13 protein-coding genes and 1 pseudogene are annotated in these 15,003 nt (G+C 61.3%); 8 read left to right on the top strand and 6 right to left on the bottom strand.

Translation table 11 applies throughout. The features are described 5' to 3' along the window. Positions 1–98: 98 nt before the first annotated feature. The 6 genes from tssD to BMW76_RS15510 all read left to right on the top strand — a co-directional run bounded on the left by tssD (position 99) and on the right by BMW76_RS15510 (position 6,819). Positions 99–581 carry a type VI secretion system tube protein TssD gene (tssD, locus tag BMW76_RS15535; protein WP_090866454.1) on the top strand — a complete coding sequence of 161 codons (483 nt, stop codon included), beginning with the start codon at positions 99–101 and terminating at the stop codon, positions 579–581. Between the two features lie 15 nt (positions 582–596). After that, positions 597–1,079 carry a DUF2778 domain-containing protein gene (locus tag BMW76_RS15530; RefSeq protein ID WP_090866452.1) on the top strand — a complete coding sequence of 161 codons (483 nt, stop codon included), beginning with the start codon at positions 597–599 and terminating at the stop codon, positions 1,077–1,079. After that, entirely contained in the window at positions 1,076–1,375 is a 300-nt protein-coding gene (locus tag BMW76_RS15525) for a hypothetical protein (protein WP_090866450.1), read from the top strand. Before BMW76_RS15530 ends, BMW76_RS15525 begins: the two co-directional genes overlap by 4 nt. A 743-nt stretch (positions 1,376–2,118) precedes the next feature. Further along, entirely contained in the window at positions 2,119–4,452 is a 2,334-nt protein-coding gene (locus tag BMW76_RS15520) for an alkaline phosphatase family protein (protein ID WP_090866448.1), read from the top strand. A gap of 191 nt (positions 4,453–4,643) precedes the next feature. Continuing rightward, entirely contained in the window at positions 4,644–6,071 is a 1,428-nt protein-coding gene (locus BMW76_RS15515; RefSeq protein ID WP_090866423.1) for a cytochrome-c peroxidase, read from the top strand. A gap of 76 nt (positions 6,072–6,147) precedes the next feature. Further along, the gene (locus tag BMW76_RS15510; RefSeq protein WP_090866421.1) at positions 6,148–6,819 is read left to right on the top strand and encodes a hypothetical protein; all 672 of its coding nucleotides are present in this window, start codon (positions 6,148–6,150) and stop codon (positions 6,817–6,819) included. 137 nt (positions 6,820–6,956) lie between these two features. Here BMW76_RS15510 and BMW76_RS15505 read toward each other — a convergent pair whose 3' ends face one another. The 5 genes and pseudogenes from BMW76_RS15505 to BMW76_RS15485 all read right to left on the bottom strand — a co-directional run bounded on the left by BMW76_RS15505 (position 6,957) and on the right by BMW76_RS15485 (position 11,221). Next, the gene (locus BMW76_RS15505; RefSeq protein ID WP_090866417.1) at positions 6,957–7,841 is read right to left on the bottom strand and encodes a 2OG-Fe(II) oxygenase; all 885 of its coding nucleotides are present in this window, start codon (positions 7,839–7,841) and stop codon (positions 6,957–6,959) included. A 254-nt stretch (positions 7,842–8,095) separates the two neighbouring features. Continuing rightward, positions 8,096–8,281 carry a hypothetical protein gene (locus tag BMW76_RS15500; RefSeq protein WP_090866415.1) on the bottom strand — a complete coding sequence of 62 codons (186 nt, stop codon included), beginning with the start codon at positions 8,279–8,281 and terminating at the stop codon, positions 8,096–8,098. 121 nt (positions 8,282–8,402) lie between these two features. Next, positions 8,403–10,191 (bottom strand): annotated as a pseudogene (locus BMW76_RS15495) (RecQ family ATP-dependent DNA helicase). Positions 10,192–10,379: 188 nt separating this feature from the next. Further along, positions 10,380–10,718 carry a carboxymuconolactone decarboxylase family protein gene (locus tag BMW76_RS15490; RefSeq protein WP_218162535.1) on the bottom strand — a complete coding sequence of 113 codons (339 nt, stop codon included), beginning with the start codon at positions 10,716–10,718 and terminating at the stop codon, positions 10,380–10,382. Positions 10,719–10,915: 197 nt separating this feature from the next. Beyond that, complete coding sequence (locus BMW76_RS15485; RefSeq protein WP_143062266.1) at positions 10,916–11,221, bottom strand: hypothetical protein; 306 nt, start codon at positions 11,219–11,221, stop codon at positions 10,916–10,918. 20 nt (positions 11,222–11,241) lie between these two features. On the opposite strand from BMW76_RS15485, the gene BMW76_RS15480 reads away from it, so the two are divergent. Beyond that, positions 11,242–12,297, top strand: a complete 1,056-nt coding sequence (locus BMW76_RS15480) for a LysR family transcriptional regulator (RefSeq protein WP_322789271.1) — start codon at positions 11,242–11,244, stop codon at positions 12,295–12,297. Positions 12,298–12,386: 89 nt separating this feature from the next. After that, a complete protein-coding gene (locus BMW76_RS15475; RefSeq protein WP_090866525.1) occupies positions 12,387–13,352 on the top strand; it encodes a GlxA family transcriptional regulator in 966 nt (321 codons plus the stop codon). Positions 13,353–13,489: 137 nt separating this feature from the next. On the opposite strand, the gene BMW76_RS15470 is transcribed toward BMW76_RS15475, so the two are convergent. Continuing rightward, entirely contained in the window at positions 13,490–14,902 is a 1,413-nt protein-coding gene (locus BMW76_RS15470) for an MFS transporter (protein WP_090866409.1), read from the bottom strand. Between the last annotated feature and the right edge of the window lie 101 nt (positions 14,903–15,003).

Raw genomic sequence — 15,003 nt, 5'->3', positions numbered from 1 at the left:
ACCTCGCTTCAAATCGCAACGTTTTACAAAAAGCAACAGATCACAGCGCGCCAGATGGTAATAAAGGACTCCCTGGTTACTAAAAGAAGGGAGGAGCTATGCCTACCCCATTACACCTTTGGTTAAAGGATGAACGCGGTGCTGCAATTAGAGGATCGAGTACGGTCGCTGGACGAGAAGGCAGCATCGAGGTGCTCAGCCTGACGCATTCGGTACATGCCCCTACCGATAATGTGACGGGAAAATTGATCGGTGGTCGTTCGCATCGACCGATCACCATCGAGAAGGAAGTAGATCGTTCTTCTGTATTGCTAAATCAGGCTGTTGTACGAGGCCAGACTTTGGCGTCTGCTGAACTCAAGTGGTACAGGACAAACGACGCAGGAAAAGAGGAGGAGTACTACAACATAACAATGCGCAACGTTAAGGTGGTCTCGGTCTCCCCGAAAGTCCCAAACATCAAGGAAGACGCGACAGCGCATCGAAACCACTTCGAGATCGTCGAATTCAGGTGCGAGGAAATTGCATGGTCCTATCTGGATGGCAATCTGAAATTCACAGACGCATGGACATTGATCTGACGGGGATAGCTCTCTATGCCAGTAAGATGCACTTTTCTGTTGAACGACAAAATCACTTCGTCGTTGTATTGTTCGGGTTTCGGGTCGGTGGAAGCGTACTCTGGACAGAAGCAGGGGCGCGACAATCCGCGCGATACGGCATTGCCGAACATCGGCCCATTGCCCGCAGGCACGTACTACCTGGTTGATCGACAATCGGGCGGTATGTTCGGTTGGGCGCGTGATCTGTGGTACGAATACGGATGGGGTTCATCGGATCATACGAAATGGTTTGCGCTCTGGAACCCAAACGGTGGAGACACGACGATGATCAACGGGATCAGGCGCGGCAGTTTCCGCCTTCATCCTGAAGGACCAATGCGCCTAAGCGAAGGTTGTATAACTGTCGTCAATCCGTCCGGATTCGACCAGCTACAGCGGTTCATTCGGTCCCGTAAGCCTGATTTACCGGTTCCCGGTAGCGCGTTGCGCGCTTATGGCACGGTGGACGTTCGATGAAGCGGTTACTTCGACGTGTCGCGTACTCGCTGGCGTTTGCCGCTGCGTCGGTCATCGGCGGTTGGTGGTTAGGCAAAGCCATTTCATCATTTTCTTTCGAAATGCCCTATTGGCTTGATGTCATGATCCGCGCCGGCATGCGCCTGGCGGGCGCACCCGACCCGCTTGAGCCGGAAGATATCGAGACATTCGGTCTGATGGCGTTATGGCTTGCTTGCTGCATTGTTGTCGCCGCACTACTGGGGATTGCTCTTTTTCTGTTGCGACGAGATCTGAAAAAACGCCACGTGCGTTGAACGTGAAGCCGTACATATCTGTGCGGCTTTTTTTACGTCTGCTGCCATTGCCCCGCACACACCACGCGGGACGTACGCCTCCTTCCTATTCGTCATCAAGCGATTCCACGGAGCGCGCGAGCGTGAAATTGCTCATGCGATGCACGTCCGTATATCTCGATGCATGTCAGGCCCCCGAAGTTCACAGCCGCGATCTACGCGAGTGCTTCTTCGCGCGCGCGTCGTCGGCCTTCTGATCGGATGCGTGTCGATATCGGCGCCCGAACGGAACGCGCGCCGATGATACTTGCTTAAGCCTATCAATCACTTTCAGTCGCATAACAAAATAGCGCCTTCATCTGCGGCCATATTTTCGAACTCAGTCTCGCCGTTTTCAAAAATCTTAAATATATCGCCACGATAATTGCGGCCATTCCATTTCGTTGACGACGCAACGAACACGGTTTAACGCATGACGTGCCGACTGTTCGTATCGTTGCTGCCATCCAGGACACCATACAAAGGGTTTTAGCGGATACGACGCCTTTGGCATTGTGTTCGTGAAGAGATAGTCCACTCGCGCGGCGGGTTGATTCCTGTTCAAACAAAAGGCTTGGCTAGTTTCAGCTAATTGCAAGGTTCAGGATTCGATACCTGTTTCCTCCCAAGGTATCGAAAGATTCACGTTGTCGCGTCTTGTGAATATCGCAAGCCGGCTTCGTGAAGCACAGAAGTCGCACCTACAACAAAAGGAAACCCCCATAATGTCGGTAAAACTAACTCAACGTAATGCGCTTTTCCTGACTTCGATCGCGTCAGCTTGCATGCTGGCCGCTTGCGGTGGCAACGATAACGGATCAGCATCGCCTGCAGCGACGGCACAGACGCAGACTTACGGTGGCGTCGTCACGTCGAGCGCCTATGTACCGGGCAGCACGACAGGCGACCCGACCATCAAGGCGGGCTACTACACGGGCGCTACCGTGTTCGTCGACACGAACGGCAACGGCAAGCTCGACTCCGGCGAGCCGTCGGCGAAGACGGATAGCAACGGTCATTTCACGCTGCAAACCAGCGGCAGTGGACAGCTCGTCGCCGACATTCCGACGTCGGCGAAGAACACGGCAAGCGGCGCGGCTGTTACGAGCCATATGATTCTTCGCGCGTCGGTTGCACAGATCGCCGATCAAGGCGCATCCAACGTCGTGATCAGCCCGATGTCGAGCGAAGTGCAGCGCCTTGTCGAGGCAAACGGCAGCACCTACGCAACCGAGAAAACGAATGTCGCGAACCGCCTGACGGGTCCCGCGTTCGGCGCGTCGGCGTCGGCTGTGACGGTGAGCGGTGCGGATGCCCTCGGCGATGTGAACAGGCTCTCGGGCACCGAGCAGCAAGTCGTGCTGTTCGAAGAGAACCAGCTCGCGAGCCGCTACACGTATGCGACGACCAAGCTCGATCGCGCCGACCTGTATCCGGACAATCTCGCGGTGCTCGGAGGCGACCCGGCACTGCCGCCGCTCGCCGGACAGGTGACGGCCGCGACCGCCGTGACGCCGGCTCAGACTCAGGCACCCATCACGTTTGCACAGGCGCAACAGGCTGCGTTCAACGTCGAAGGCATCCCGCGCTACGACAACATCTTCATCATCATGATGGAGAACAAGAGCACGAACTCGATCCTCGGCTCGCAATACGCGCCGAACATCAACAACCTGTTGACGACGGGCAGCCAGTTCACGACGTACTACGCGACGGGCAACCCGAGCGAGCCGAACTACACGGCGCTTGGCGGCGCGGACGACTGGGGCATCACGGACGACAGCTGGTGGGGTTGCGGTGCCGGCGCGCCTGGCACGGGCGCGAACAATGCGCCGACGGACGTCGCGTTCGCGGGCGGCAAGGCATCGGACGGCCAACCGCTGGTGGCGACCCAGACGACGCCCCCGCTCGACAGCGCGCATCTGTCGAGCTATGGCAACGCGTCGTGCAACATCGGTTCCGTGGCGAACCACAACGTCTCGGCTCCGAGCCTCTTCACGTTGATCTCGCAGGCGGGCATGACGTGGCGTACCTATAGCGAGTCGATGAACCCCGGCCAGGACCCGCGTGCCGACAGCATCGCCGATACCGCGGTGACGGGCACGTTCACGGGCGCGGGCGGCCCTGGTACGGCCAACTATGCGGTGCCGGGCGGTCTGTACAAGACCAAGCACCATCCGGGCATGGCTTACCAGAGCACGCGCAATCTGCCCGAGTTCTTCGCTGACAATCGCACGGTAGCCGGTACGCAGTGGGATGCGACCGCGTGGTCCAAGTCGACGGCTTATCCGATTCCGGCGGGCTACGACTATGACCAGTTGGGAACCGACCTCGCGACGGGCGACGTCGGCAATCTGAACTTCATCATGCCGGACCAGTGCGACGACATGCACAGCGTCGGCTCCGATACATCGTGTAAGGGCAACCCGATCATTCAGCGCGGCGACGCATATGTGCAGCAGCTCGTCACCAGGATCGAGAGCTCGCCGTTGTGGGCGAACCGTCAGCGCAAGGTCGCGATCGTCGTGATGTTCGACGAAGGCGGCGGCACCAGCACGTCGTGCTGCGGCTGGAACACGTCGAAGACGAGTGGCGATCAACCGCTGCAGCAGGATTCGACGGGCAAGTGGATCAAGACCGCCTCGCCGCTGCTCAACTACAGCAACGGCAATTTCGGTCACGGCAACTCGATCTTCGGCGTGCTGACGAACCAGCAGAACGGTACGGGCGTCGTCGACAGCGATGCATATAGCCACTTCTCGTTCGTGCGTACGCTGCAGGACATGTTCCAGATCGGCGATCCGGGTAACGATGCGTCGTACCTGAGCCGTGCGAAGTACACCGAGCGGTTCATCGCGCAGAACATCGCGAACCTGCCGGAGTTCCTGGGCAGCGCCGATACGCACTTCGACTCGGTGCGTCCGATGAACCACGCTTACGTGATTCCCACGTCGTACACGCAAAAGCTCAATCCGGGCGACGTGTCGGGTACGTCCCTCGCGACGGCGCAAGTCGGTCCCGACAAGACGCAGGCCAACGTCTGGGCAGTCAGCAAGTAAGAAGCGGCCCGGGAGGCGGCTTGCCGCCTCCCGCCATTGGTTCTTGCTCCTCTTGCATCGCCGGATGGTGGTCCGCTCTCGAGCGGGCCGCCTGTTTCGGCTAGCCGTTTCATTGGGTCGCCTCATCCTTTTATCGCGCATGGGGCTGAAGGCCACACGCAACCAGACAAAACAAAGAACAGGAAATCGACATGCGCAAACTCTATGCTGGCGCCCTATGCGCGTTCTCGCTGATCCTGGCCGCGTGCGGCGGCGGTGGAAGCAACGACGCGTCGTCGGCTTCATCGGGTGGCGGCTCGTCTACATCGACATCCACGCCGGCATCCACGCCCACGGTCACGCTCAGTGTTGCCGCGCAGGTCGGCCGGCAACTGTTCTTCGATCAGAACCTGTCCGGCAACAAGAACATGTCGTGCGCGAGCTGTCACAACCCGGCGTTTGCATATGGTCCGCCGAACAGTCTTGCGGTGCAGCTCGGGTCCGATCCGTCACAGGCCGGTGTGCGCGCCGTGCCGTCGCTGCGTTACAAGGACATGACGCCCGCTTATGCCGATAACGCGGAGAATCCGGATGGCGTGTCGCAGAACGCGCCCGGTGGCGGCTTCATGTGGGACGGCCGCACCGATTCGCTCGCCGACCAGCCGGCTCTTCCGCTGCTCAATCCGATCGAGATGAACAACTCTTCGAAGGCGAGCGTGGTCCAGGCTGTGCAGAATGCGTCGTACGCGGCGTTGTTCCAGCAGGCGTTCGGCGCAGGCGTATTCGCCAATACCGACACGGCGTTCGCGAGTATCGGCAAGGCACTGCAGGCATTCCAGAGCGAAGAGCCGACGCTTCATCCCTATTCGAGCAAGTTCGATCTGTACCTGAGCAACAAGATCGGCGGCACGCTGACGGCGGCCGAGTTGCGCGGCCTCGTCGTCTTCAACGACACCGCGAACTGCTCGGCATGTCACTATGCCGGCGCAAACTTCAACGGCAGCGTGGGCCTGATGACCGACTTCACGTATCAGTCGCTCGGGCTGCCGCGCAACGATACGCAGATTCCGAACAACCCCAGCCCGATCCCCGCCAACGCCGACGCGTCGTACTACGACATGGGCCTGTGCGGACCGTTTCGTACGGATCATGCGCCGAGCGCGCCCGGCGCGGCCGATTCGTATTGCGGACTGTTCAAGGTGCCGACACTGCGCAACGTGGCGACGCGCACCGCGTTCTTCCACAACGGCGTGTTCCATTCGCTCACGCAGGTCGTCCACTTCTACAACACGCGCGATACGAATCCGGAGTACTGGTATCCGAGCAAGGGCGGCGACACGAGCAACGTCGCGCAGAACCCGACCTACGCGCTCTTCCCGACGTATGCATCGGGTGCGGCCGTGTCGACCTTCAACGACCTGCCGACGGCTTATCAGGGCAACGTCGACGAGGAAGTGCCGATGGGCACGGGCGACGGCGGCAGCAACACGCTCGGCAGCGGCACGCAGCCGCGCGCATTCCATTCCGCGCCGGTGATGAGCGAGCAGAACATTCAGGACGTGATCTGCTTCCTGAACGCGCTGACGGATGGCTATCAGGCGCCTGCAACGCCGCCGACGAGCGGAGCCTGTGTGAACTGATCACGATGCGCGGACGGCTGCTCTAGCGGTGCGCGCTGCACGCACTTTCGCAACACCTAACCAGAGCAACAACACCATGAAGCGACGTTCCACTGCCGCGCGCCATGCATGCGTCACGGCTTCCCTGATTACCGTTGTGCTGTTCAGCGGCTGCCATGACAAGACGCAGGACGCGAGCATCGACAATTTCACCACGACGATCAACGACTTCCTCGCGAAACGCGGCCATCTGTGCGTTGCGAAATACGACTGGCCGATCTACGTGACGACCGACGACCAGGCCGCGAAGAGCCGCGACGCAGTGCAGATGCCCGTGCTCGAGAAGATCGGGCTCGTCGCGGGCAAGGACGTCGTCGTCGAACGCAAGGACGAGAGCGGCAAGAAGATCACCGCGAACGCGCGCTCCTACGAACTCACGGCGGAAGGTCAGAAGTACTACCTGCACATCCCCGTCGTCATCGCGACGGGGACGTCGCGCGTCACGCATCCGGCCGATCTCTGTGTGGCGACGCTCAAGCTCGACAAGGTTGTCGGATGGGAGTCGCCCGTCACGCAAAATGGGCAGACGGCCACGTCGGTGATCTACACGTACAAGATCGAGCCGGCGCCGTGGACAAAGAACGACGACGTGCGCCGCGTCTTCCCGATGCTCGCGCGCGTGATCGAAGGCGAGGGCAAGATGCAGTTGCGCGAAGGCGTGCATCTGACGTCGAATGGCTGGGTCGCCGACGAGATCTTCCAGCGTTGAACTTGCACGAGCCGGGTGTGCGGGTCACACAGGCCCGGCTCGCCAGAGTTACGTTATCGCCGAGCGCATAGGCAGGGCGATGGTTGCGCCCGCTAGCTTCGGCGCAGAGCATGGCGCTTGCCGACGTACCGAACTGACTAGCCGCGCGGCACGAATTGCCGCGAACGTATCCACTTCGTCGCCACCCATTTTTCGCCGATGCGTAATGGCGCGCTCGCGTGCAGCGATGCCGGATCGCAACGGCCGGAACGGTTGCCGTACTCGAAATAGAATCCCTGGCCACGTTGCGGCACGACTGACCAGCCCACTTGCGGAAAGACCGTTTCGCCGCCGGACTCGACGTCATTCAGATACATGAGCAGGGTGCCCACGCGCTGACCGCTGCGCTCGATCGACTCCTGATTCGCGTCGTTGCCGGGGACGAGGTAGTCGACATGGGGCGTCGATTCCGCGCCCGCCTCGTAACGAAGCATCTGCAGGCCTTCGCCGTTTTCGACAGGGAATCCGGTAAGTTCCGCGATGCGCTCCTCGATGCGTTCAATCAACGGTGTCTCGCGCGGACGAAAGAACATGCCGTCGCTGCTGCGATGGCCGGCCACGATATTGCGGCCCGTGACGGGATCGATGACGGTCGAGCGGATGAGGCGAGGACGGGCGAGCTCAATGAGTTCGTCGCATTCGTCTGCGCCGAGCAAGTCCGCAAAGAGGACGGCAGCGGGCCGTTGCAGGCGCAACAGCACGCGCACCTCCCGCTCGCCGAGGCGGATCAGCGGGCCTTCGGGCACACGCAGCGGCTCGGGCTCGTAGCTGACGGGTGCGCCGCCTATCTCCAGCCGCTCGCCTGGCAGCGATGTGCCGTACAGCAGGGCTGAGGCGACGGCATCGACCATTGCGGCCGCCACTTCGACAGCCGTCTTGTGGCTGACGAGTTCATTGACCACGGACCGCGCGTCGACGCCGCGCGTGAGATTGTGCAAGATCCAGTCGCGCACCGGCGCGGGAAAATCAACGGTAGTCGACATCGTGGAGGAAGCGTCGTGGCAACGAGCGGAAACCCGTTATTGTCACGGGCGTTCTTGTCGGAGGTATGACAAGAGCCGAACCGTGCCGCGACGCATTTTTACGTTCGCGGCTAATGATCCGAGTCCTCGTGCCCGCCGAAGGATGGCAACGCCTTCGACCCATCGACAACCGGTATCCTCCGGCGACGCATAACGTCTGCTCGTTTCTGCGTCCGGTTCATGGCGATTGCTTCACGCTCGCCGTGTCGAACACCTCAGTGCTTTTCGTCCTTTGATCGCTCGGGTTTGCCTTTATCGCGTGTGTCTTTGTCAGACTCGATCCGCGTCGTGCCGCCCGTCGCCGGTGCGTCGCTTGCCGGAAAGGTGTCTTCAATCGCCTTGTCGACGACATGCTCCGGCTTGTCGCTGTTCGGGTGCTGCTCCTTCTTGCCAGTGGACATACGAGCCTCCATGGTTGATCGGTTCGCTATCGTTCGAGCAATGCGCGTTCCGCGCAGCACGAGTACACCTCGCGGCCTTTGCCTGGACGCTATCCGGATAGGCGAAGCGGCCTCGACACGGCTAGCGAGAAGCGCGGCGTTCAGCATCGACGGGCTTGACGAAGCGTGAGAGAAAAGTGCGCGTCGTTCCATCGGGAAACAGCACCGCGACCTGTTCCGCCGTCGCAAACGCTACCTGGCCCGTGCCGTATTTCCGCACGCGAACCGCCTGGCCGCGCGCAAAGCCGCGCTGCGCGTCGAGCGTCCTGCGCGCGGTATCCAGCATGCGGCCTTGCGCGGTAACAGGTTCTCGTACGGGCTCGATATGCGGCGGATTCAGGCAGTTGTCGCATGTGCCGCATCGCTCGAACTCATCGCTATAACCGAAGTATTCGAGGATCGTGCGCCAGCGGCATCTGCCCGTCTGCGCGTAGTCGATCATCTGTTGAAGCGGCACGGTCGCGCCCGGCCAGTTCACCGTATCGTTCTAGCGCTGCTGCGAGCGCATCGTCGTCTTGCGCCTCATCGCGCAGCACATACCGGCGCGCGCGGTTGCGCGCTACCAGTCCCGCGTCGAGCAGAATCCTGAGCGCAACCTGGAGCTTGTTGCGTCCGATATCGCCGATCGCCTGTGCGAGTTCGTGCGTGCTCACGCCTGTCGTCGATGTCGTGTCGAATTGCGCAAGCGCGTGGTGCACGCGTTCGACGAGCTCGCGGTCAGGATAGCGGCCGAGCATCAGGAACTGCTGGACGCGCCGGTCATTCAGATCGAACAGCAGCACGCACTGGGCTGCTTCGCCGTCGCGTCCCGCGCGTCCGGTTTCCTGGTAGTAGGCGTCGATGCTGCCCGGCATCTGATAGTGGACGACAAAGCGAATGTCGCCTTTGTCGATGCCCATCCCAAATGCGTTCGTTGCGACCATCACGCGTGCGGTTCCGCGCATGAACTGGTCCTGCGCCTCCTGCCGCTCGCGCGATCTGATCCGGCCGTGATACAGCGCGGCAGGCACGCCCCATTCGCGGATCGTCGCCGACAGGTGCTCTGCTTCGCGGACGGTCGCCGTGTAGATGATGCCGGGTTCGTCGCTTTGCGCGAGCAGCATGCGGATGGCGGAGAGCTTTGCCTGCGCGGAACGCGCCGATGCGCGTCCCTTGCCGCCCGACACGGAGACTTGCATTACGCTGTAGTGCAGATTCTCGCGATAGATACCTGTTTGCAGCACGCACGGCTCGCGCATGTCTAGCGAGCGCACGATATCGTCGACGACGGCCGATGTTGCGGTTGCCGTCAACGCGAGCATCGGCGGACGCCCGAGACTGCGGACGGCATCGGCGATTTGCAGAAAGGCCGGTCTGAAATCGTGGCCCCATTGCGAAACGCAATGCGCTTCGTCGACGACAACGAGACTCACGCGCTTGCGCACGGGCTCGATGTCTCGCGTGCCCTTGGGTCGTTCGCGGCTGCCTCGGAGTGCGTCCAGCAGTGACGGTTTGCCCAACTGCTCCGGCGTGACGAACACGATCGCTCGCAATGCCGTGTTTAGCCTTTCGTATGCGTCGCGTTCTTCGTCCGCCTTTAACGTGCTGTTGATCTGCAACGCGTCGACACCCGCTGCGGCCAGCTTGTCCCGTTGGTCTTTCATCAACGCGATCAACGGAGAAACGACGAGCGTCAGGCCACGCAGATGCATCGCGGGCAGTTGGTAGCACAACGATTTGCCCGCCCCCGTCGGCATAATGGCGAGCGTATCCCGGCCCTGCATGACGCTCTCGATGATCTCGCGTTGGCCTGGCCGCAACGAATCGAGGCCGAAGACCTCGCGCAGCGTCTGCAGCATCGCTTGCATTGTGGCGCCCGTCGATGCCGCCATCAGTGTGTTCCCCTTTGCGTCTATCGTTCTTGTGACGCGGGGCTTCTTGCATACGATGTGCCCGAGGGCGAGGGCGAGGGCGAGGGCGAGGGCGAGGGCGCGGGCGCGCCCGCGTGCGCATATTAGAGCGGCTTCAGTGTTTCGCTATGAGATCGTCACTGTGATGACGCCTCATAGCGAATATCGGTCTATTTGTGCTGTTTCCTCATCATGTCGAGTGCGATAGTCGAATGAGCGAAGGCAGCGCCTGCGCGCATCTCGGCCGCGACCCAGATCGCCTCCATGATCTCGTTGTCGGTCGCGCCCGCTTTCATAGCCGCTCTCGTGTGTCCGCGTATGCAATAGGGACACTGCGTGACATGGGCGACCGCAATTGCGATCAGCTCTTTTGTCTTTGCCGGTAACGCTCCGTCCGCAAAGACGCTTTCAGTGAACGCCTTGAATGCGGCGAGCGGAGCGGGTGCAAGTTCGCGACGCCGGGCAGCAATCTCAGCGTCCGGCAGCGGATACATCGAATCGTCCATCATCGGTCTCCCAGGAAAGGCGCTACATGAGAAGTGCACTGCTAGCAGTTCAATTCGATCATATATCGCGCGTTATCGACGACTTTGGGTTGCGCTAGTCGTTGCGAGGGAGGTAGAGGGTGACGTGCATCGACGCGTTTTCCAATCCTTCGAGCCAATGCGGCTCGCCGCACGAGGTAAGGCCATCGCGATCCTGGCAGTTAATCGGTAATCGTCACGCGGATGACTCCCTGCTCGAGCGCGCGACGCCTGCGGCTTTCCCGAAGTGGATTCGCGTAACGGCGCGCCCGCGAACGCGCATCGGCGAATGCGGGACGAAACGGTTTGACGTCGATGCTGTTCGATGACGTTGCGTCGGCAGTGTCATCGCTTTTGCCGAGGTACGCATATCGGCCGTGATCCTGTCCACCGATAAGCAGTTGCTCGGGAATATGCGTTGCCAGCAATACGGTCGCCCAAGCTCCTAAACCGAATGCCATTCCCCCCGCAATGATCAGTTCCATCATGAGTTCACCTCTTATGCAAGTTGCCGTCCTGCGTCATGAGCGTCCGGACAGTTCAGCCTCGATCGCTTCATGACCATTGTCCGATTGCTCGTATCAATAGGCAAATGCATTATCATTGCAATTCAGTGCAAAAATTTTGTTATGAAACGATGGACATCATCCTGGCGCGCACCTTCCTGGAAGTCTCGGCGAGCGGCAGCTTCATCTCGGCCGCCGAGCGCCTGCACCTCACGCAGACGGCGGTAAGCGCACGAATCCGCACGCTGGAGGAACAGCTTGGACGCCGGCTTTTTGTGCGTAACAAGGCGGGCGCGCGCCTGACGACGGCAGGCGAGCGCTTCGTCCAGCACGCGACGACCCTGGTTCAGGTGTGGGAGCAGGCCCGCCAGCATGTCGCGCTGCCGCCCGGACGGGAAGAGGGCGTGAGTCTCGGTGGTGAGCTCAGCTTGTGGCATCCGCTTCTCACCGACTGGCTTATCTGGATGCATCGCGAGTGCCCGGAGATTGCGTTGCGGGCGGAGGTCGACAGTCCGATGCGATTGCTCGATCGCGTGCACGAGGGCTCACTCGACATTGCCGTTCTCTACAATCCGCCGCAACGTCCGGATCTGATTTCGGAGTTGCTGGTCGAGGAACGGCTGGTCATGGTGACGACCGCGCCGGACGCCGCGATGGACCCTGCGGAGTATGTGTTCGTCGATTGGGGTCCGAGCTTTGCGGCGAATCACCACGCGGCCTTTCCCGAACTGAGCAATCCGCCCGTTTCCATTTCGCTCGGCCCATTGGCGCTTACTTATTTGTTGTCGGTGGGAGGATCGGGCTATTTTCGTATCGGCACCGCGCAACCGTTTCTGGCGGACGGCCGTCTGCGGCTCGTCAACGGCGCACCGGAGTTTTCGTGGTCCGCGTATGCCGTCTACGCGAGACGACAGGAGGGGCACGTCATCGACCGGGTCCGGCACGGTCTGCGCGCGGTCGCTACCTCATATGACGAACCGCTGCATGGGCACGATAATGATTCGCGGCCCACTGCGCGGAGCGGCAAGCAGCGAAAAAGCACGACAAGGCGCGGCTGACTGGTTCTGCACGTCGATCCCTGACGGAGTCCAATGTAGCCTTCAAAAGCTGTATCGTCGCATATGACAACTTTATGGTCATTTACGCCATGCGTATCGCCGTCCTCGCTCTCGATGGAGTTTTCGATACCGGGCTCGCCGTGACGCTCGATGCGCTCGGAGCCGCGAACAAGCTGGCTTCACGCGCGATGGGCGGGGCGCCGCGCTTCGACGTGACAGTCGTGGGCGTGCGCAAGAGAGTGCGCTCGGGGCACGGCTTCGCGATCCCCGTGCAAGCGATCACGCCCGCGCTGAAGCCGGATTGGGTCGTCGTTCCCGCACTCGGCGCAACGACTCCGGACGTACTGCTTCCCGCGCTGGAACGCGCGGATGTAAAGCAGGCCACCGAGCAATTGCAGAAGTGGCGGGATCAGGGCGCGTTCATCGCCGCGTCGTGTATCGGGACGTTTCTGCTCGCCGAAGCGGGACTGCTCGATCATCGGGAAGCGACGACGACCTGGTCGCTCGCGCCGCTCTTCAGGCAACGCTATCCGAATGTCTCGCTCGACGAATCGCGCATGCTCGTGGCGACCGATATCGGCGTGACGGCAGGCGCAGCGATGGGGCACCTCGATCTCGCGCTCTGGCTGATCCGCAAGGCAAGCCCGGAGCTGGCCACACTCGTCTCACGTTACCTGCTCGCCGACATCCGCTCACTGCAGGCGCCGTACATCATCCCCAATCATCTGGCGCTGGCGGACCCTTTGATCGAGCGTTTCGAGCGATGGGCACGCGATCATCTGAAGGAAGGCTTCTCGCTGCAGGAAGCCGCCGCCGCGCTCGCGACCAGCCCGCGCACGTTGCAGCGCCGTTGCCAGGAGGTGCTCGGAAAATCGCCGCTCGCCTACTTTCAGGACTTGCGCGTCGAGCGCGCGCAATCGCTTCTGCATGGCAGCGGCCTCGACCTCGAAGCGATCGCCACCGAAGTCGGTTATGTCGACGGCGCGACGCTGCGAACGCTGCTACGTCAGCGCCTGGGGCGTGGCGTGCGCGAGTTGCGCGCCGATCTGCGCTAGGCGTGAGTGGCGCTGAATCCGTTTGCTTCGTCAGCAGCGTCGCACATCGCGCTTCGATCACGGCATCGGCAATCGGGGACTACTGTCATGGCTTGCTCGCACGATCGGATGCGATGCGTAGTCCCCGGCCGCAACCGCTACATGTTGCCTTCCAGCACGGCGTCCTCTGTGCGATGTTGCGCGTCGCTCTCCTCGATGGTCGCTCCGACGGGTTCCCATTTGATCAGCAGCGCCGCGACCAGCCCGAGCGCGGGCGCGAGCATCAGAATGCCGATCATGTTGTAGAAGCCCACCGCCGCGACGAGGAGCGGAAAGAAGTAGAACCCCGTGATGCTCCCCACGCGAACCATGCCTTGTCCCCAACCGGTGCCGACTCCGCGGATACGCGTCGGATAGGAGAGCGCGGCCATCGTCATGCCCTGAGCGCCGGGACCGAACGCATGACCGAGGATCATCAGGCCGACGAGCAGGCCCGTGTATTCAATCGGCAGCGCATCGTGCAGCCTGAAGAGCGCAAGCAACGAGAGCAGCACGAGCACATAGCCGGCGATGGCCATCCTCCGTGCGCCCATCCGCTTCGTCACCGCAACACCCAGCACCGCGCCCACGATCCCGAATGCGTTGAACGCGATCGCGCCGACAATCGCGTTGATGAACTCCTTGCCGAACAGCGCTTGCGAGATCGACGGGAGGTTGAATCCGATGGCGAAATACTCGAGGCTCTGCGTCGCGCAAATCACCGATACGAGAATGGTTCGCTTGATGAATCGCGACGTAAAGATCTCGCCGAAGGCCGCCTGCTCGCGCAACGGCGGGACGCGTTGGGCCGCGTCCTGCACGACACGTGTCCTGATCTTGTACGTGGCCTCGAGAATGCGCGCGGCCTCGGCCAGGCCCAGGTTCTGTGCGGCCCACGGTGCGCTCTCCTTGACGTACTTGAAGCGCAGAATGAGGATGATCAGAGCGGGCAGGGCACCGAATCCGACGGCCACTCGCCACAGGTCATCGCCAAAGCCGGCGAAATAGAAGGGAATGGCGATCAAGCCGGTACACGATGCAGCGACGTACCACATCAACTGCCACAGATTCACACCGGCGCCGCGCTTGCGCCGGTTGACGAACTCGGCAATGAAGCTCAGCGCCACCGGAAAGTCGAGCCCCACGCCGAGACCGAGCAGAAACCGGAAGACGAGCAGCATCGGAAGGTTCACCGACAGCGCCGCGCCGAGCGCGGCCACCACGAGCAGAATGAGATCGACGAGAAACATCTTGTACCGGCCGACCTTGTCCGTTGCCTTGCCGCCCCAGATCGCGCCGATGAACGCGCCAATCGCCATCATTGCCGTGACGCTGCCCACTTCGATCGGGCTGAGCCCGAACGTTTTCGTGAGCGCGGGAACGCCGATGCCCAGGCTCGTGAAGTCATACGCATCGACGAAGACACCGCCGAGCGCAACCATGACGATCAAAAACGTTGACCGGCCTCCCGCCTGTTCATCGACGAAATCGGAAACGTCCTTTGCGCTTCGGATGACCAACTCCTGTTTCATGCTGCCTCCTCGTGGGTTCTCCATCGGAAAGGGTCCTTGGGACCTCGTTACCCTCCAGGCGCTCATGCGCTCTCTTCGGTAGTTGACGGGCCGGGACGCAA

The organism is Paraburkholderia diazotrophica, from assembly GCF_900108945.1.
GTDB classification, from domain to species: domain Bacteria; phylum Pseudomonadota; class Gammaproteobacteria; order Burkholderiales; family Burkholderiaceae; genus Paraburkholderia; species Paraburkholderia diazotrophica.
This window is presented reverse-complemented; position numbering and strand designations above follow the sequence as displayed.

Coding starts and splice junctions, on each gene's coding strand:
- tssD (WP_090866454.1), top strand. CDS start 99: ATGCCTACCCCATTACACCTTTGGTTAAAGGATGAACGCGGTGCTGCA.
- BMW76_RS15525 (WP_090866450.1), top strand. CDS start 1,076: ATGAAGCGGTTACTTCGACGTGTCGCGTACTCGCTGGCGTTTGCCGCT.
- BMW76_RS15515 (WP_090866423.1), top strand. CDS start 4,644: ATGCGCAAACTCTATGCTGGCGCCCTATGCGCGTTCTCGCTGATCCTG.
- BMW76_RS15470 (WP_090866409.1), bottom strand. CDS start 14,902: ATGAAACAGGAGTTGGTCATCCGAAGCGCAAAGGACGTTTCCGATTTC.
- BMW76_RS15500 (WP_090866415.1), bottom strand. CDS start 8,281: ATGTCCACTGGCAAGAAGGAGCAGCACCCGAACAGCGACAAGCCGGAG.
- BMW76_RS15485 (WP_143062266.1), bottom strand. CDS start 11,221: ATGATGGAACTGATCATTGCGGGGGGAATGGCATTCGGTTTAGGAGCT.
- BMW76_RS15530 (WP_090866452.1), top strand. CDS start 597: ATGCCAGTAAGATGCACTTTTCTGTTGAACGACAAAATCACTTCGTCG.
- BMW76_RS15520 (WP_090866448.1), top strand. CDS start 2,119: ATGTCGGTAAAACTAACTCAACGTAATGCGCTTTTCCTGACTTCGATC.
- BMW76_RS15505 (WP_090866417.1), bottom strand. CDS start 7,841: ATGTCGACTACCGTTGATTTTCCCGCGCCGGTGCGCGACTGGATCTTG.
- BMW76_RS15510 (WP_090866421.1), top strand. CDS start 6,148: ATGAAGCGACGTTCCACTGCCGCGCGCCATGCATGCGTCACGGCTTCC.
- BMW76_RS15475 (WP_090866525.1), top strand. CDS start 12,387: ATGCGTATCGCCGTCCTCGCTCTCGATGGAGTTTTCGATACCGGGCTC.
- BMW76_RS15490 (WP_218162535.1), bottom strand. CDS start 10,718: ATGATGGACGATTCGATGTATCCGCTGCCGGACGCTGAGATTGCTGCC.